A 16,346-nucleotide genomic window follows, 5' to 3' on the forward strand; every position below is an offset into this window, starting at 1 on the left:
CGGGTGCAGCCTCCGGACGGGTCAGCGGCGGACGATCGCCGTGCCCGCGGTGCGGTCGTGCAGGCCGCGACCGTCGGCGTCCCAGACGACCGCCGGGATGACCAGGCACAGCAGCACCGTCCGCACCAGCGCGAGGAACAGGTTCGGCGGCACGTCCGGACCGGGGTCGGCGGCCGGGGCGCCGGGACGCTCCACGAGGCGCGCGGGCAGCACCCGGCGCACGCGGATCCCGAGCAGCCGGTGCCCGAGCGTGCCGCCGACGGTGCCGACCAGCAGCACGTTCTCCAGCACGAAGATCGCCAGGGTGCCGATCGCCTGCGCGTCGACGGGCAGGAACGCGAACGCGATCAGCTGGCACGCGAACCAGTCGATGACGAGGGCGACGACCCGGCGCGACAGCGGCGCCAACGACCCGCTCCCCTCGCCCGGCAGCCCCAGCCGGGTGCCGTTCGCGCGGCCCGGCTCCCCCACGGGAGGGCCCTCGAGCCACGAACCGACGTCCTCGCGATCGACCATGCCCCCACGGTAACCGGCGCCCGCGGCCCCGCCGGCCCGGGCCGTCATCGCCCCGCAACACCGATCCGGGGTCACGTAACACGCCGGAAACACGACACACACCCCCGGGTAACTGCACCGGCCTAGCCTCGTCGGAGCCCGGTACGGGCGTGTCGACACCGAGGAGCAGCGGATGTTCAGCAAGCCGGAGGAAGTCCTGGCCTTCATCAAGAACGAGGACGTCAAGTTCGTCGACGTCCGGTTCTGCGACCTGCCGGGCGTGATGCAGCACTTCAACGTGCCCGCCGCGACCGTGGACGAGAACTTCTTCGTCGAGGGCCAGATGTTCGACGGGTCGTCGATCCGCGGCTTCCAGGCGATCAACGAGTCGGACATGAAGCTGCTGCCCGACGTGACGACGGCGTTCATCGACCCGTTCCGCGCCGAGAAGACGCTCTGCCTGAACTTCCACATCGTCGACCCGTACACCGACGAGCCCTACACGCGTGACCCCCGCCAGGTCGCCGCCAAGGCGGAGGCGTACCTGCGCTCGACCGGCATCGCGGACACGGCGTTCTTCGCCCCCGAGGCCGAGTTCTACATCTTCGACGACGTGCGCTTCGAGACGAAGCAGAACTCGTCGTTCTACTCGATCGACTCCATCGAGGCCGCCTGGAACACGGGCCGCGTCGAGGAGGGTGGCAACCTCGGCCACAAGACCCCGTACAAGGGCGGCTACTTCCCCGTCCCGCCGGTCGACCACTTCGCTGACCTGCGCGACAAGATCTCCCTGCAGCTCGACGAGCTCGGCTTCGAGGTCGAGCGCGCGCACCACGAGGTCGGCACCGCCGGCCAGGCGGAGATCAACTACCGCTTCGACACGCTCGCCAAGTCGGCCGACAAGGTGCAGCTGTTCAAGTACGTCGTGAAGAACGTGGCGCACGAGGACGGCCGCACGGCCACCTTCATGCCGAAGCCGCTGTTCGGCGACAACGGCTCGGGCATGCACGTGCACCAGTCCCTGTGGAAGGACGGCAAGCCGCTGTTCTTCGACGAGAAGGGCTACGGCGGCCTGTCCGACATGGCCCGCTGGTACATCGGCGGCCTGCTGAAGCACGCCCCGGCGCTGCTGGCGTTCACCAACCCGACGGTGAACTCCTACCACCGCCTGGTCCCCGGCTTCGAGGCCCCGGTCAACCTGGTCTACTCGGCCCGCAACCGCTCCGCGTGCATCCGCATCCCGGTGACCGGCTCGAACCCGAAGGCCAAGCGCATCGAGTTCCGCGTGCCGGACCCGTCGTCCAACCCGTACCTGTGCTTCGCGGCCATGCTGATGGCGGGCCTCGACGGCATCCAGAACCGCATCGAGCCGCCGGAGCCGGTCGACAAGGACCTCTACGAGCTGCCCCCGGAGGAGCACGCGCTCATCCAGCAGGTCCCGGGCTCGCTCGGCGAGGTGCTCGACAACCTCGAGGCCGACCACGACTGGCTGACCGCCGGCAACGTGTTCACCCCGGACCTGATCCAGACCTGGATCGACTTCAAGCGGTCCGCGGAGATCGACCCGATCCGGCTGCGCCCGCACCCGCACGAGTTCGAGCTCTACTACGACGTCTGATCGGCTGCTCCCGATCAGCACGCAGCGAGGGGCGTCTCCCACCGGGAGGCGCCCCTCGTGGCGTGCGCGCCCCCGGTTCGGCCTCGCCGAGATGGCAGGACACGACTCTGCGTGACCCGGTAGACGCAGGCGCGTTCTGCGATCTCGGCGGACTTCGGGCCGCGGGCGGGTGCGGGCGGGCGGCGGGCGTGCGGGGTCAGGTGCCGCGGACGACCAGGACCGGGCACGGGGCGTGCAGGACCAGCGCGTGGCTGACCGAGCCGAGCAGCATCCGCGCGACCCCGCCGCGGCCGTGGCTGCCGACGACGACCAGCCGGGCGCGCTCCGCCGCCGCGAGCATCGCCGAGGACGGGTCGGCGTGGACCAGGGTGCGTTCGACGTCGAGGTCGGGGTACCGGTCCGCGAGTCCGGCGGTGGCCTCGGCGAGCACTACCCGCTCCTCGTCCTTGACGGCGGACGGCAGCTCCGGCGGCACCCAGCCCACGGAGGCGAGCACGGCCGGCTCCCGCCACGCGTGCACGACCTGGAGCACGGCGCCGAGCCGGTCGGCCTCGCGGGCTCCGGCGCGGACGGCGACCACGCTCTCCGGGGACCCGTCGGCGCCGACGACGACGCGGTTCTCCGGCGCGGGGGTGTCCGGGGGGACGACGGCCACCGGGCAGTGGGCGCCCGCGACGACCTGGTAGGCCAGCGAGCCGGAGAACACGCGGCGCGCGGGGGTGGTCCGGCGGGTGCCGACGACGACCAGGTGCGCGGTGGCGGACCGGCGGGTGAGCGCGCGCCCGGGGGTCTGCGCCTCGACCTCGGTGCGGATGTCGAGGCCGGGGTGGTCCACGCCGACGCGTGCCGCCTCGCGGGCCAGCAGCTCACCGGCGCCCGCGGCGATCGCGTCGTCCCATGCGGCGTCGGTGCCGGTCTGGGAGGTGGCGACCGCGTGCACCAGCACCAGCGGGACCTCGCGCGCCGCCGCCTGGTCGGCCGCCCAGCGGATCGCCGACCCGCTGGAGGTCGTGCCGGTCACGCCGACGACCACCTCGCCGCTCATGGCGTGCTCCCCTCGTCGGGCCACGCCCCGGGCGGTCGTGGCGCCATCTCCACGGTGCGCCGTCCGGCCGGGCCGGGCCCAGGGCCGAACGGCGCCGGTCCGGGCGCCGGTGTGCCCTGGGCCGGTGCCGGACGTCCCGGTGCCCGACGCCCGGTGCCGTCGCGCCCGTCAGCCGCGCGGGCGCGGCGCGGCCGACCCGAGGGGCACCGCCCACCGCAGCCGCGTCCCACCGCCCGGGCGCGCGGTCAGGGTCAGGGTGCCCCCGAGCTCCGTCGCCCGGGACCGCATGTTGCGCAGCCCGTTGCCGCGCGGCGCGGGGTCGGGCGGCGGGCCCGAGCCGTCGTCGTCGACGCGCAGCTCCACCCCGTCGGTCCGGGCGTGCACGCGGACGTCCACGCTGCCGGCCGCGGCGTGCCGGGCGACGTTCGTCAGCGCCTCCCCGAGCACCGACGCGAGGTGGCCGGCGACGTCGTCGGGGACGGCGGTGTCGAGCGGTCCCTCCAGCCGCAGGCGGGGCTCGCGGCCGAGCGCGGGGGCGGCCGCGCGGCACGTGTCCACCAGCCGACCACGCAGGCCCACGGTCCCGGGCGTCCGCTGCAGGGCGAAGATCGCGGACCGGAGCTCGCGGATCGCCGCGTCGAGCTCCGCGACGACCTCGTCCCCGACGACCCGCAGGTCCGCGTCGAGCCGCGGGCGCATGCTCCGCACCGTCAGCCCGGTGCCGTAGATCCGCTGGATCACCAGGTCGTGCAGGTCACGGGCGATGCGCTCCCGGTCGCGGGCCACCGCGAGCCCGCGGCGCTGCTCCTGGAGGTCCGCGAGCTCGAGCGCGATCGCCGCCTGCCGGGCGAAGGCGTCCACCAGCGCGCCGTCCTCCGGGGTCAGCGGCGGGGCGCCCGGGCGCCGGCCGACCACCAGCACCCCGAGCACGTGCCCGCGGGCGGTCATCGGCACCACCCGTGCCGGGCCCAGCGGCGGGGCGCCGCGGATCGTCGCGACCCGGTGGTCGGTGGCGAAGTCGCGCACGCCCTCCGGCACGCCCGAGCGCACGACCGACCCGCTGACGGACCGGCCCACCGGGACCCGGGCGCCGGCCATCGCCCGGGCGGCCGGTCCGCTCGCGGCCCGCACCACCAGGTCGTCGCGGCCGTCGGGCAGCAGCACCGCCACCAGGTCGGCGCGGGCCAGCGCGTGCGCGCGGTCGCACACCAGCGCGAGCGCGGCGGACCGCGGCATCCCCGCGAGGAGCTGCTGCTCGACCTCCACCGACGCCTCGAGCCACCGCTGGCGGTGCCGTCCCGCCCGGTACAGGCGGGCGTTCTCGATCGCGGTGCCCGCCGCCGCGGCGAGCGACCCGACCAGCTCCGCGTCGTCGGCGGTGAAGTCGGCCTCGTCGCGCTTGCCCGCGAGCGAGAGCACCCCGAGCACCTCGTCGCGGGCGCGCACCGGCACCGCCAGCGCACTGCGACCGGGTGCCCGCTCCCGCACAGGCGGCGGCGTCCCGTGGGTGACCGGCTCGCCGACCCGGCCGTCGGGGTCGAGCACGCCGAGCGCACCCCAGCCCGCGTCGGACAGCACGCACGCGGCGCGCACGACCCGACCGAGCAGGATGCGCAGGTCGTCCTCGTCGTCGACCGCGACCACCGCGGCGAGCAGGGCGCGGGCGTGGCGCCGCGCGGTCGCGAGCTCGTCGCGGGCTGCGCGGTCGGGCTGCTGCGCGGGCGGCGACATCGGCCCCACGGAACCCATCGGGTGCGCTCCCCCTCGTCCCGCCCCGCCCCCGCCACCGGTGCGGCGGCCGGCGGTCTGCGGTAGAACACCAGCATGGCCCAACGCAGCGCCGGTGCCCAGATCCGGGTGTACGTCCTGGACGACCACGAGGTCGTGCGCCGCGGCCTGCGGGACCTGTTCGGCGCGGAGCCCGACATCGAGGTGGTCGGCGAGAGCGGCTCGGCCGCCGAGGCGACGCGGCGCATCCCCGCGCTGCGCCCCGACGTCGCGGTGCTGGACGCGCGGCTCCCGGACGGCAGCGGCATCGAGGTGTGCCGGGCGGTCCGCTCCCAGGACCCGTCGGTCGCGGCACTGATCCTCACCTCGTACGACGACGACGAGGCGCTGTTCGCCGCGATCCTCGCGGGGGCCGCCGGCTACGTGCTCAAGGAGATCGGCGGCGGCGAGCTGGTCGGGGCGGTCCGGCACGTCGCGGCGGGGCAGTCGATGCTCGACCCCGCGGTCACCGGCCGGGTGCTGGAGCGGCTGCGCGCCGGACCGGCCGAGCCCGACGAGCTGCACGACCTCAGCGAGCAGGAGCGGCGCATCCTCGGCCACATCGCCGAGGGGCTGACCAACCGGCAGATCGGCGAGCGGATGTTCCTGGCCGAGAAGACCGTGAAGAACTACGTGTCGCACGTCCTGGCGAAGCTCGGCGTCGAGCGGCGCACCCAGGCCGCCGTGCTCGCGGCGCGGCTGCTGCGCGACTGACGCCCGCCGCCGCCCCGCGCAGGGTCCGACGTCCCGCGATCCGGGTCGACCGGCCCTGGTCCGCGCCGCATGGGCCGCGGGACGCTGTCCCCAGGCACCCGCCGCAGGGTCCACGGCCCCGCGGCACGACCCGGAGGGCGACGACGATGACACGGACCTGGGACGTGCGGATCGACCTGTTCGAGACGTCGGACGCGCCGGGGTCCGACCGCCGGACGACCACCGCGCACGCGATCCTCAGCAGCGGCGCGACGACCCGGATGAGCGGCACCGGCCGCGCGCGCCGACGCCCCGGGGAGCCGGACGTCCCCGAGATCGGCGACGAGCTGGCCGCCGCCCGCGCCCTGCGCGAGCTCGCGGACCGGCTGCTGGACGCCTCGTCGACGGACATCTCCGAGATCGAGCACCGCGAGGTCCACCTCGCGCACTGAGCGGCGAGGTCCACCTCGCGCGCTGATGCGGCACGAAGGAGCAGGGACGTGGACGTGCACGGCAGGACCGCCCCGCGACGGGGCGTCGACCGGAGGGCGGGGTGACGGCGGTGTCCGCGCTGGTGGTCTACGAGTCGATGTTCGGCAGCACCCGGGACGTCGCGGCCGCGGTGGCCGAGGGGCTGCGCGCGACCCTGCCCGTGCGGCTCGTCGAGGTCGGCGCGCTGCTCGCGGAGCCGGGCGGCACGACGGTCCCCGAGGAGATCACGCTGCTCGTGGTGGGCGGTCCGACGCACGCCTTCGGGATGAGCCGCGAGAAGACGCGCGCGTCGGCGGCGCGCGAGGTGCCGCCCGGGAGCACGCACCCCGAGCCCGTCATCTCCCGGCACACCGGGATCCGCGAGTGGCTGGACGTGCTGCGCATGCCGTCCCACGGGCTGCTGGTCGCCACGTTCGACACCAAGGTCCGACGCCCGAACCTGCCGGGCTCGGCTGCGCGGTCCGCCGAGCGGCTGCTGCGCCACCGGGGTGCGATCCCGGTCGCGCCGCCGCGCTCGTTCGACGTGCTCGGCATGGCGGACGGCCTCGCGGAGGGCGAGCTGGACGCCGCCCGTGCGTGGGGCCGTGAGCTGGCCGCCGTGGTGGTCGCGCGCGGCTGACGCGGCCGCACCGTCCCGGTGCGGCAGCCGCACCGTCCCGCGTGCGGCAGCCGCACCGTCCCGCGTGCGGCACAGTGGTGGGCGTGAGCAGCGAGGTGACGGCCCCGCGCCTGCGGTCGGAGCCGAGCATCGCGCACCTGGACGCGGACGCGTTCTTCGCCTCCGTCGAGCAGGCGCAGCGCCCGTCCCTGCGTGGCCGTCCCGTGCTGGTGGGTGGGACCGGGCCGCGCGGCGTCGTCGCGGCGGCGTCCTACGAGGCGCGGGCGATGGGCGTCCGGTCCGCGATGTCGATGGAGAGCGCCCGGCGGGCGTGCCCCCGCGCGACCGTGGTCGTGCCGCGGTTCGACGCGTACAGCGCGTTCTCGGCGCGGATCATGGCCGCGCTGCGCGAGCTCACCGACGCGGTGGAGCCGCTGAGCATCGACGAGGCGTTCGCGGACCTCGGCGCCGTCCGGCCGGGTGACGACGGCTGGCGGGGCGTCGGCGAGGCGCTGCGGGCGCGCGCGGTCGAGCTCGCCGGGGTGCCGGTGTCGGTCGGGATGGGCCGGTCCAAGCTGGTCGCGAAGCTGGCGTCCGCGGCCGCGAAGCCGGCGGGCGTGCGGGTCGTCGCGCCGGACGAGGAGGACGCGTTCCTGCTCCCGATGCCGGTGCGGTCGCTGTGGGGCGTCGGCCCGGTGTCCGCGGAGCGCCTGGAGCGGATCGGGGTCCGGACGGTCGAGGACCTGCGGGGTCAGCCGCTCGACACGCTCACGATGGTGCTCGGCGACGCCGCCGGGACCAACCTGTTCCGGGTCGCGCGCGGCTGGGACGACCGACCGGTCGCGGAGAGCCGGGAGCGGAAGTCGGCGGGCGCGGAGCACACCTTCGAGCGCGACCTGCACGGGCGGGCCCAGGTGGCGGCGCAGCTGCCCGCGGTCACCGACCAGGCGATGCTGCGCCTCGAGCGGCACGGTGGCGCGGCGCGCACGGTCACCGTCAAGGTGCGGTTCTCGGGGTTCAGCACGGTGTCGCGGTCGGTGACGCTGCCGTCGCCGACGGCGGACCGCGGCGCGCTCCTGGAGGCGGCGGGGAGGGCGCTCGACCTGGTCGAGCTGACCGAGCCGGTCCGGCTGCTCGGGGTGTCGTTCCACGGGCTGTCGGAGCACGCGCAGCTGATGCTCGACCTCGCGGGGGGTGACGACGCGCCCGCGCGGGCGGCCGGGCCCGACGACGCGCCCGGGTCCGACGAGGTGGCGCTCCGGCCGGTCGCCCGTCGCCGGCGCGGGCGGCTCCGGCACGACGACGCGGTGCCCGGCCTGGACGTCCTGCACCCGGAGCACGGCCGCGGCTGGGTGGTGCAGGCCCGCGACGACGGCCGGGTGGCGATCCGGTTCGAGACCGCGGCGACCGGCCCGGGGCGGCAGCGCGTGCTGGACCCGGCGACCGAGGACATCGAGCTCGTCGGTGCGCTCGGGCCGGACGGCGCGGAGCTGCCCGCCGACGACTGACCGGACCGGCCGGGCGGCGCCGGACCGGTCCGGCGCGGGACCGGCCCGGCCGCGACGCCTCGGCCGCGCCGCCTCAGCCCGCGAGCCCGACCAGCGCGCCGAGCACCGCCGTCGCCGCGACCCCGAGGACCGTCCACGCGACCATGCTCCCGGCCACGTAGCCGGCGAGGCGGCCGCGGCTCCCGGGGGCGCACGCCGGGGCGGGGGTCTCGCGCACCCAGGTCAGGAGGTCGCGGGGCTGCGGGGCGGGGCGGGTCGTGGTCGTGACGGTGCTCATGGCGCTCTCCTCGTGGGGGCGGTGGTGGTGGTCGGCCGGGGTCACCGGCACCCACCAGGATGCCCCAGCCGCGCGGCCCGGCGCCTGGGGCCTCGGTCCCGGCCCGCTGCTCCGACCGGGTGGACTCGCGAGCGCGGCGCCCTGCGGCCCCGCGCGGTGCGGCACGCTCGCCCGCAGGGACGTCCCGGACGATCGGAGGCAGGCAGGATGACGGGCACGACGCGGACGGGGCCGGTCCGCCTGGAGTGGACCACGGACCGGGCCGACCTCGTCGAGATCGCGCGCGCGATGGTGCACCTCCGCCGTCGCGGTCGGTCCGCAGCGATGCTGGGCGGTGGCGCGCTCCTGCTCGCAGGGGCGGGCGTCCTGACCCGTTCCCCGGTCGGGCTGGTCGGTGCGCTGCTGGTGGCGTTCCTGCTCACCCCGGCGTCGACGGTGCTCACCGTCCCGCTGCTGCGCCGCAGGCACCCGGAGGTCGCGCTCCGCAGCACCGCGGAGGTGGACGCGGAGCACGGCGTGCGGTTCGCCCAGGCCGACATCGCCTCGACGTTCGGGTGGAGCGCGTGGTCCGGGCTGGTGGAGACCGAGCGGCTGTACCTGCTGCGGCGCGCGCACCAGCGGGTGTCGGTGCTGGTCCTGGCCAAGCGCGGGACCGACGAGCCGCAGGAGCGGGAGCGCCTGCGAGCCGTCCTGGAGGCGCACCTCGGACCGCCCGTCGCGGTGCACTCCCGTCGCCGGGCGACGCGCGCCTGACGTCCCGCGACTCGCGCCTGACGTCCGCGACCCGCGCCCGACGTCCGCACCACGTCCGCTACGCGGCGGGACCCGCCCCCGCGGCCAGGTCCCGCGCGATCTCCCGTCCGACCTCGCGCAGCAGCCGGGGCGCGTCGGCGAGGCACCGTGCGGGGTCCGGCTCGCGGTCGGTCAGCGCGTAGGCGCGGGTGAACCCGAGGGCGTGCAGCCGGTCCGGCGCGAGGTCGACGCGCCCGGCGACCGCGACCACCGGCACGCCCGCGGCGGCGGCGGCCCGCGCCACCCCGACCGGCGCCTTGCCGCCCGCGGACTGCTCGTCGAGCGCGCCCTCGCCGGTGACGACGAGCCGGGCCCCGGCCAGCAGCCCGGCGAAGCCGACCAGCTGGAGGACCACCTCGACGCCGGGCCGCACCGTCGCGCCGAGCGCGGCCAGCGCCGCGTAGCCGACACCGCCGGCCGCCCCGGCGCCGGCCAGGTCCGCGGCCGGGCGTCCGAGCAGCCCGGCCCACCGGTCGAGCGCCGCCTCCAGCACCGCGACCTGCTCCGGGCTCGCCCCCTTCTGCGGGGCGAACACCGCCGCCGCGCCGCGGGCGCCGAGCAGGGGGTTGTCCACGTCGGTGGCCACGACGACCTGCGCGCCGCGCAGCCGCGGGTCCAGGCCGGTCACGTCGACCGAGGCCACCGCCAGCGGGTGGCCGGCGCCCGGCCGCAGCACCGCTCCCCCGGCGTCGCGGAGCGTCGCGCCGAGCGCCTGCAGGAGACCGGCGCCGCCGTCGGTGGTGGCGCTGCCGCCGAGCCCGAGGACGATCCGGGTGCACCCGGCGTCGAGCGCTGCGGCGACGAGCTGACCGGTGCCGACGGTCGTCGCGGCGAGCGGGTCGCGGCGGTCGCCGACGAGCGCGAGACCGGACGCCTGCGCCAGCTCGACCACCGCGGTGCCGTCGCGGACGGCGACGACGGCCTCGACGGGGTCGCCCAGCGGCCCGCGCACGGTCACGGACACCGCCCGGAACCCCCGGCGGAGCGCGGCGTCGACGGTCCCCTCGCCGCCGTCCGCGACGGGCACCTCGACGACGGCCGCGCCGGGGTCGACGTCCTGGATGCCGGCGCGCAGGGCCCGGGCGACCGCCGCGGCGTCGGCGGACCCCCGGAACTTGTCCGGGGCGAGCAGGATCGGTCCGGTCACCGGACCATCATGGCCGTCACCCGGCGGACTTCACCCGGTGTCCGGCCCTCGCACGGCACCGCGGGCTCCTAGCGTCGGCGGGGACGCAGCCCGCTCCCCGCCGCCGGAGGACGCCGTGCAGGTCCAGCTGATCGCCCTGTCCGACGTCGATGCCGCGGACGCGCGCCGGTGGCAGGACCTCGCCGCCGACGCGCTCGCCCCGAACATGTGCCTCGACCCCCGGTTCCTGCTGCCGGCCCTGGCGCTGGGGGCGGAGACGGACGAGATCCGCCTGCTGGTGGTGCGGGAGGGCGGCACCTGGCTGGCGGCGCTCGCGTGCACCAGGAAGCGGGTCGCCCCGCGGGTGCCGGTGCGGGCGGTGACCACCGGCGGCGAGATGCTGACCCGCGAGTGCGACCGCCAGCACCCGCTGGTGCGACGGGGGCGGGCGGTCGAGGTGCTGGACGCCCTGCTGCGCGGTACCGCGGAGGTGGGGCTGCCCGGTCTGGTGCAGCTGCGGCGGTTCCCGGTGGAGGGCCCGCTGGCGGCGACCCTCGCGCAGGTGGTCCGGCGGCGGCGGATGCGGGTGCACGAGCGCAGCCGGGACGTCGGCGTGTGGGCGCCGCGGGACGCCGTGGCGGTCCTGCCGGTGCCGTCCCCGGTCGACGGCGTGCTCGTCGACCCGCCGCTGTCCTGCGCGCACATGCGCACCGACGACGCGCGCAACACCCGACGCGTCGCCCGGGGTCTCGCGCGGGAGGCGGGCGGCCCCCTGGAGCTGCACGACGAGTCGGGCGACCCCGCGGCGGTGGACCGGTTCGTCGCGCTGCAGGCCGCCGGGTGGAAGGGCGACGCGGCGCGTGGGGGCGCCGCCGTCGGGCTGGACCCCGCACGCGAGCGGTGGTTCCGGGGCCAGGTCACGGCGTTCGGCGCGGACGGCGACCTGCGGGTGCTGCGGCTCGCCGCGGGAGGCACGACGCTGTGGACCGGGTTCCAGGTGCGGTCGGGCGACGGCTGGTACGGGCTGCTCGACGCGTACGACGAGCGGTTCCGGCGCCTGAGCCCGGGGTCGGTCGGCCGGGTCGCGGCGATGACCTACCTGCTCGGCACGACGGACGCCGCCTTCGTGGACCCGGGTTTCTCCTCGCACTACGCGGTCGGGGCGCGGATCTGGCCTGCTGCGCGCCCGCAGGCGGACCTGCTGGTCGCGGCGCGGGGGCCGGTCGCGCACGCGGTCCTCGCGGCGGCGCACCTCCGGTCTTGACATTCATAGTGAGCGCACTCAGACTTGAGGGTCCTCATTCCCTCGTCCCCGGAGCACCCCGTGCACGCGTTCGGCATCACCCGCTACCAGCAGCCGCTGACCCGGATCGAGGTCCCCGAGCCCACCGTCGGCCCGGACGACGTCCTCGTCGACGTCGAGGCCGCCGGACTCAACCACCTGGACGAGAAGATGCGCGCCGGGGAGTTCAAGGCCCTCCTGCCCGCCACGATGCCCCTGGTGCTCGGGTACGACGTCGCGGGCACCGTGCTGCGCGTCGGGGCGCGGGTCCGGGAGTTCGCGCCCGGCGACCGCGTCTACGCGCGCGTCGGCGCGGGCCGGACGTTCGCCGAGCGGGTGGCCGTCCCGCAGGACGAGCTCGCCCCGGCGCCCCGCACGCTCAGCACCGCGCAGGCCGCGGGCCTCCCCCTGGTCGCACTCACCGCGTGGCAGGCCCTCGTGGAGCGCGGCCACCTCCAGGCCGGCCAGAAGGTCCTGGTGCAGGCCGGCGCGGGCGCGGTCGGGTCGCTCGCGATCCAGCTCGCGCAGCACCTGGGCGCGCACGTCGCGACCACGGCGAGCGGGGCAGGCCTCGAGCGGGCGCGCGAGCTCGGCGCGGACGTGGTGGTCGACTACCGCTCGCAGGACGTCGAGGCCGAGCTGTCCGGCTACGACCTGGTCCTGGACAGCCTCGGCGGCGACACCCTGCTGTCGTCGCTCCGCGTCCTGCGACCGGGCGGCAGGGCCATCGGCATCGCCGGACCGCCGGAGCCGGCGTTCGCCCGCCAGGCCGGGCTGAACCCGGTGCTGCGCCTCGCGATCGGCGCCCTGAGCAGCAAGGTCCGGCGCCTGGCCCGGCAGCGGGGCGTGACCTACGAGTTCCTGTTCATGCACGCGTCCGGAGCGCAGCTGCGCGAGATCACCGCACTGGTGGACGCCGGCACGCTGCGCCCGCTGCCGGTCGAGACCTTCCCGCTCGACGACGCCCCCGCCGCCCTGGGAGCCCTCGCCGCCGGTCGCGTCCGGGGCAAGGCCGTGCTGGTCCGGGGCTGAGCCCGGACGGTCGCCCTCAGCGCCCGCGCAGGACCACCGCGACCTGCGCGGCGACGTCCGCGACGATCTCCTCGACGGTGGCCGCGGCGGTCGCGCTCGCGGCCATCGCGAGGAACATCACCGCGGACACGACGTGCGCCAGGGCGGCGGCGTCCTCGTCCGACGTGCGGCCGTCCCGCCGGAGCACGTCGGCGAGGGCCGCCTCGGTCTGCGCGGCGATGGTCAGCGCCTCGCGGTGGTGCGGCTCGTCGGGGTCGCCGAACGCCATCTCCCGCAGGTAGGTGCGGCCGTTGTCGACCTGCTTGCGGTTGCACTCGACCACCGGGCGGACGATCGCCAGCACCGCCCCGAGCTCGTCGTCGACCCCCGCGGCCCCGGCGACGCCGCGGGCGAGCGCCTCGGCGTACGCGGCGTTCTGCACGAGCAGCAGCAGCTCGCCCTTGTTCCTCGCGTAGAGGAACAGCGTGCCCGCACCGATGTCGGCCCGCTCGGCGATCTGCTGGGTCGTGACGTCGTCGACGCCGTGCTCGGCGAACAGCTCGCCCGCCGCGGCCATGATCCGCTCGAGCTTCTGCTGCTTGTTGCGCTCGCGCCGGCCGACAGGTCGAGGGGCGACGGACATCACGTGGGCTCCTCCGGAACAGATCCTGACTGGTGTCAGTTATGAGTGTAGTCAGACGCTGGTGCATCCGCACCGGTCCGGCGCCCATCGTCCCACCACCCGAAGGAGCACCCCATGCCCACTCTCGACGGCGCAGTCGTCCTGGTCACCGGCGCGAACGGCGGCATCGGCACCCAGCTCGTGCACCAGGCCCTCGCCCGCGGGGCCGCGAAGGTCTACGCCACCGCGCGCACCCCCCGCACCTGGGACGACGAGCGCGTCGTGCCGCTCGCCCTCGACGTCACCGACCCCGCCTCGATCCGCGCGGTGGTCGAGGCAGCGCCCGACGTCACCGTGCTGGTCAACAACGCCGGCGTCTCCGTGGCCGGCGCCGGCATCCTGGAGCACTCCGACGAGGAGATCCGCGCCAGCGTCGAGACGAACTTCGTCGGGCCGCTGCTGCTCACCCGCGCCTACGCGCCCCTGCTGGTCCGGGCGGAGAACGCGGCGGTCGTCGACATCCACTCCGCGATGAGCTGGTACGCGGTGGGGGGCATCTACAGCGCGACCAAGGCCGCGTTCTGGTCGGTCACCAACTCGCTGCGCCTCGAGCTCGTCCCGCAGGGCGTGCACGTCGTCGGGGTGCACGTCGGCTGGGTCGACACCGCGATGGCCGCCCACGCCGAGGGCCCGAAGACCGACCCGGCCGACCTGGTCGCCGCCGTGCTCGACGCCGTCGAGGCCGGCGAGTACGAGGTGCTCGCGGACGACATCTCCGTGCAGGCCAAGGCCGGGCTGAGCGCCCCGCTGGAGGTCGTCTACCCGCAGCTCGCGCGACCGGTCGCCTGACGGGGCACAGCCGCCGACCCCGGGTCGACCCTGACCCGGGGCCGGCAGCCGTCACCCCTGCGGATGACCCCGGCTCCCCCGCGTACCGCGGCGGGGGTAGCCGAAGATGCGCACCCCGGCTGATCCGCCGTGGGCCGCGGACGGCCAGGCTGGAGGGGTCGCCGCCACCCGGGCGCCGACGACGGCCCGAGGAGCCCGCCCGTGCGCACACCGTCGCAGACCCCCACCCGCACCGAGCCCTGGTACGCCGCCGTCGACCTGCGCGCGGACGACAGCGCGCCCGTCGTGGCCCGCGCGTGGGTCGACGCGTGCGCCGCGAGCGCCGGCGTGGCCCCGGCCCACCGCGCGGAGGTCCGCCGCATGGGCACCGAGCTCGCCCGCGAGGCCGCGCTGCGCGCCGGCCAGGGCGGCACGATCCGGCTCGAGGTCGACGTGGTGGGACCCGTGCTGCGGGTGTCCGCGCGCGGCCCCGCGACCACGCAGCGGCTCGGCTCGCGGGCCGTCGAGGCGCTGCGCTCCGCGTTCGAGTGGGGCGTCGAGCGGGTGCGCGGCGACTCCCGGCTGGTGTGGTGCCACCTCCAGGTGGCCTGAGCCTCAGTCCTTCTGCGCGCCCCAGCCGTGCCAGCGGTCGACCTCCACGACGGCCGACCAGCGCGGGTTCACCCGGTCCGGGTACGGGTGGCCGGTGTAGTGGCGGGAGAGCGCGTCGATGTCGGCGCGGTCCGTGTCCTCGCGCAGCTCCACGACCCGGCCGATCAGCGTCACGTGCGTGTACCAGTCGTCGGCGTCGAGCGCGGTGAGCGTCACGCGGGGGTCCCGGCGCAGGTGCCGCAGGCGCACCCGGGTCGCGTCGAGGTTGAGCAGCACCCGCCCGTCCTCCTGCCAGAGGTACCAGGTCGCGGCCGACACCGGCGTGCCGTCGCTGCGCAGCGTGGCCATGACGGCGGGGTTGGGTCGGCGCAGCATCGCGATCGCGTCGGACGGCAGCGGGGACGTGCTCACGGGGGGACCTCCGGGGTCGGCGGGCGGGTGGTCCGCCCAGTCTGGCCGCGGCGCGGTCAGCGGTCGACCGCGAGCCCCAGCCAGCCCGCCATCGCGTCGATCTGCTCGTCCACCGCCGCGGTGGTCTCCTCGTCGAACGGCACCTCCTGGTGCACGGCGTGCACGCGCAGCACCCCGGCGCGGCGGTCGGCCCGCGCGTCCAGCCGGCCCACGAACCGGTCGCCGTGCAGCACCGGGAGCGCGAAGTACCCGAACCGCCGCTGCGCCGCGGGCTTGAACATCTCCACCGCGTAGTCCAGGTCGAACAGGTCGAGCAGGCGCTGCCGGTCGTGCACCAGGCGGTCGAACGGGGACAGCAGCGCGGTACGGCCCACGAACGGCTCGGCCCGGACCGCCGCCAGGACACCGGGGTCCACCCGCCACTCGCCGGCCACCCCGTCGACCTCCACGGGCTCCCCCGGCAGGTCCATCCGCCACGGCTCGCCGGTCGCGCCGGTCAGGACCCGAGGCCGGGCGATCCCGAGCGCCCGCACCCGGCGCCGCACCCGCTCGGCGCGGGCCTCGGCGAGCGGCAGCGGCTCCACCGGCGGGTACACCCGATCGGCGACGTCCCACAGGCGCTCGCGGCCCTCGCGGCCGGCGATCGCCACGAGGCCGCGCTCGCTCAGCAGCTCGAGCATCATCGTGACGTTCCGGTCGCCGGTCCACCCCGTCGAGCGCCACGGCACGGCGGCCGTGTCGGGGACCTCCCGCGCGCGCAGCGGACCCTCGGCGCGCAGCCGCGCGAGCACGTCGCGGCGGAACGCGTCGTTCGCCGCCACCCAGTCGCGGCCGTGGCCGTGCTCGTCCGGCGGCCACGCGGCCATCTCCGCGGCGTACAGGGGCAGGTCCGCCGTCGCCCGGACGGTGCCGACCAGCTGGTAGAGCAGCCGGTCGGCGAGCGCGTCGTCGACCGCGCCCGGCCACACGCGCGTCCCCAAGCGCGACCACACGACGTGGTCGACGGCGGGGGCGATCGCCGCGGTGGGGTCGACCTGCAGGAACGTGAGGCGCTGCACCACGCCGACCAGGTCCGTCGGGGCGTCTCCACCCCCGTCGAGCAGCTGCGCGCGCACCGCGACGCGCCGGGCCTCGGTGCGGCTCAGCCGGATCATGGACCCACGGTAGTG

18 protein-coding genes are annotated in these 16,346 nt (G+C 76.6%); 10 read left to right on the forward strand and 8 right to left on the reverse strand.

All coding sequences use genetic code 11. The annotated features are described in order from the left end of the window. Positions 1–21: 21 nt before the first annotated feature. On the reverse strand, positions 22–516 hold the full coding sequence (locus ACFVXN_RS08000; protein WP_389229943.1) for an RDD family protein: 495 nt from the start codon (positions 514–516) through the stop codon (positions 22–24). A gap of 172 nt (positions 517–688) precedes the next feature. Between ACFVXN_RS08000 and glnA the strand changes: the two genes are divergently transcribed. Next, entirely contained in the window at positions 689–2,113 is a 1,425-nt protein-coding gene (gene glnA / locus ACFVXN_RS08005; RefSeq protein WP_389229946.1) for a type I glutamate--ammonia ligase, read from the forward strand. A 196-nt stretch (positions 2,114–2,309) separates the two neighbouring features. On the opposite strand, the gene ACFVXN_RS08010 is transcribed toward glnA, so the two are convergent. Beyond that, positions 2,310–3,158 carry a universal stress protein gene (locus tag ACFVXN_RS08010; protein WP_389229949.1) on the reverse strand — a complete coding sequence of 283 codons (849 nt, stop codon included), beginning with the start codon at positions 3,156–3,158 and terminating at the stop codon, positions 2,310–2,312. A gap of 168 nt (positions 3,159–3,326) precedes the next feature. Then, positions 3,327–4,889 (reverse strand): GAF domain-containing protein, encoded by a 1,563-nt coding sequence (locus tag ACFVXN_RS08015; protein WP_389229952.1) that lies wholly within the window; start codon positions 4,887–4,889, stop codon positions 3,327–3,329. 93 nt (positions 4,890–4,982) lie between these two features. Between ACFVXN_RS08015 and ACFVXN_RS08020 the strand changes: the two genes are divergently transcribed. The 4 genes from ACFVXN_RS08020 (at position 4,983) to ACFVXN_RS08035 (ending at position 8,216) form a co-directional block, all read left to right on the forward strand. Then, entirely contained in the window at positions 4,983–5,639 is a 657-nt protein-coding gene (locus ACFVXN_RS08020; RefSeq protein ID WP_389229955.1) for a response regulator, read from the forward strand. Between the two features lie 146 nt (positions 5,640–5,785). Continuing rightward, a complete protein-coding gene (locus ACFVXN_RS08025; RefSeq protein ID WP_389229958.1) occupies positions 5,786–6,070 on the forward strand; it encodes a dsRBD fold-containing protein in 285 nt (94 codons plus the stop codon). A gap of 101 nt (positions 6,071–6,171) precedes the next feature. Beyond that, positions 6,172–6,729: a flavodoxin family protein gene (locus ACFVXN_RS08030; RefSeq protein WP_389229961.1), complete on the forward strand. Its 558-nt coding sequence runs from the start codon at positions 6,172–6,174 to the stop codon at positions 6,727–6,729. Between the two features lie 83 nt (positions 6,730–6,812). Continuing rightward, positions 6,813–8,216, forward strand: coding sequence for a DNA polymerase IV (locus tag ACFVXN_RS08035; RefSeq protein ID WP_389229964.1), 1,404 nt, complete (start codon positions 6,813–6,815; stop codon positions 8,214–8,216). Between the two features lie 73 nt (positions 8,217–8,289). On the opposite strand, the gene ACFVXN_RS08040 is transcribed toward ACFVXN_RS08035, so the two are convergent. After that, a complete protein-coding gene (locus tag ACFVXN_RS08040) occupies positions 8,290–8,493 on the reverse strand; it encodes a hypothetical protein (RefSeq protein WP_389229968.1) in 204 nt (67 codons plus the stop codon). A gap of 207 nt (positions 8,494–8,700) precedes the next feature. On the opposite strand from ACFVXN_RS08040, the gene ACFVXN_RS08045 reads away from it, so the two are divergent. After that, positions 8,701–9,246 carry a hypothetical protein gene (locus ACFVXN_RS08045; RefSeq protein ID WP_389229971.1) on the forward strand — a complete coding sequence of 182 codons (546 nt, stop codon included), beginning with the start codon at positions 8,701–8,703 and terminating at the stop codon, positions 9,244–9,246. Positions 9,247–9,304: 58 nt separating this feature from the next. On the opposite strand, the gene ACFVXN_RS08050 is transcribed toward ACFVXN_RS08045, so the two are convergent. Next, positions 9,305–10,432, reverse strand: a complete 1,128-nt coding sequence (locus ACFVXN_RS08050; protein ID WP_389229974.1) for a glycerate kinase — start codon at positions 10,430–10,432, stop codon at positions 9,305–9,307. A 115-nt stretch (positions 10,433–10,547) separates the two neighbouring features. Here ACFVXN_RS08050 and ACFVXN_RS08055 point away from each other — a divergent pair, with 115 nt between their 5' ends. Further along, complete coding sequence (locus ACFVXN_RS08055; protein WP_389229977.1) at positions 10,548–11,675, forward strand: GNAT family N-acetyltransferase; 1,128 nt, start codon at positions 10,548–10,550, stop codon at positions 11,673–11,675. A gap of 60 nt (positions 11,676–11,735) precedes the next feature. Continuing rightward, positions 11,736–12,725 carry an NADP-dependent oxidoreductase gene (locus ACFVXN_RS08060; RefSeq protein WP_389229980.1) on the forward strand — a complete coding sequence of 330 codons (990 nt, stop codon included), beginning with the start codon at positions 11,736–11,738 and terminating at the stop codon, positions 12,723–12,725. Between the two features lie 16 nt (positions 12,726–12,741). On the opposite strand, the gene ACFVXN_RS08065 is transcribed toward ACFVXN_RS08060, so the two are convergent. Further along, the gene (locus tag ACFVXN_RS08065; RefSeq protein ID WP_389229983.1) at positions 12,742–13,347 is read right to left on the reverse strand and encodes a TetR/AcrR family transcriptional regulator; all 606 of its coding nucleotides are present in this window, start codon (positions 13,345–13,347) and stop codon (positions 12,742–12,744) included. Positions 13,348–13,461: 114 nt separating this feature from the next. Here ACFVXN_RS08065 and ACFVXN_RS08070 point away from each other — a divergent pair, with 114 nt between their 5' ends. Continuing rightward, complete coding sequence (locus ACFVXN_RS08070) at positions 13,462–14,175, forward strand: SDR family oxidoreductase (protein WP_389229986.1); 714 nt, start codon at positions 13,462–13,464, stop codon at positions 14,173–14,175. Between the two features lie 201 nt (positions 14,176–14,376). Then, positions 14,377–14,766, forward strand: coding sequence for a hypothetical protein (locus ACFVXN_RS08075; protein WP_389229989.1), 390 nt, complete (start codon positions 14,377–14,379; stop codon positions 14,764–14,766). Positions 14,767–14,769: 3 nt separating this feature from the next. Here ACFVXN_RS08075 and ACFVXN_RS08080 read toward each other — a convergent pair whose 3' ends face one another. Both ACFVXN_RS08080 and ACFVXN_RS08085 read right to left on the reverse strand, forming a co-directional pair. Continuing rightward, positions 14,770–15,177, reverse strand: a complete 408-nt coding sequence (locus ACFVXN_RS08080; protein WP_389229992.1) for a PPOX class F420-dependent oxidoreductase — start codon at positions 15,175–15,177, stop codon at positions 14,770–14,772. A gap of 56 nt (positions 15,178–15,233) precedes the next feature. Continuing rightward, entirely contained in the window at positions 15,234–16,331 is a 1,098-nt protein-coding gene (locus ACFVXN_RS08085; protein ID WP_389229995.1) for a DNA glycosylase AlkZ-like family protein, read from the reverse strand. Between the last annotated feature and the right edge of the window lie 15 nt (positions 16,332–16,346).

Source organism: Cellulomonas sp. NPDC058312 (genome assembly GCF_042880135.1).
Taxonomy (GTDB): Bacteria; Actinomycetota; Actinomycetes; order Actinomycetales; family Cellulomonadaceae; genus Cellulomonas.

Bases quoted from the DNA above. Each gene is read 5' to 3' on its own strand.
- ACFVXN_RS08000 (WP_389229943.1), bottom strand. From the start codon at position 516: ATGGTCGATCGCGAGGACGTCGGTTCGTGGCTCGAGGGCCCTCCCGTG.
- glnA (WP_389229946.1), top strand. From the start codon at position 689: ATGTTCAGCAAGCCGGAGGAAGTCCTGGCCTTCATCAAGAACGAGGAC.
- ACFVXN_RS08010 (WP_389229949.1), bottom strand. From the start codon at position 3,158: ATGAGCGGCGAGGTGGTCGTCGGCGTGACCGGCACGACCTCCAGCGGG.
- ACFVXN_RS08015 (WP_389229952.1), bottom strand. From the start codon at position 4,889: ATGTCGCCGCCCGCGCAGCAGCCCGACCGCGCAGCCCGCGACGAGCTC.
- ACFVXN_RS08020 (WP_389229955.1), top strand. From the start codon at position 4,983: ATGGCCCAACGCAGCGCCGGTGCCCAGATCCGGGTGTACGTCCTGGAC.
- ACFVXN_RS08025 (WP_389229958.1), top strand. From the start codon at position 5,786: ATGACACGGACCTGGGACGTGCGGATCGACCTGTTCGAGACGTCGGAC.
- ACFVXN_RS08040 (WP_389229968.1), bottom strand. From the start codon at position 8,493: ATGAGCACCGTCACGACCACGACCCGCCCCGCCCCGCAGCCCCGCGAC.
- ACFVXN_RS08045 (WP_389229971.1), top strand. From the start codon at position 8,701: ATGACGGGCACGACGCGGACGGGGCCGGTCCGCCTGGAGTGGACCACG.
- ACFVXN_RS08065 (WP_389229983.1), bottom strand. From the start codon at position 13,347: ATGTCCGTCGCCCCTCGACCTGTCGGCCGGCGCGAGCGCAACAAGCAG.
- ACFVXN_RS08070 (WP_389229986.1), top strand. From the start codon at position 13,462: ATGCCCACTCTCGACGGCGCAGTCGTCCTGGTCACCGGCGCGAACGGC.
- ACFVXN_RS08085 (WP_389229995.1), bottom strand. From the start codon at position 16,331: ATGATCCGGCTGAGCCGCACCGAGGCCCGGCGCGTCGCGGTGCGCGCG.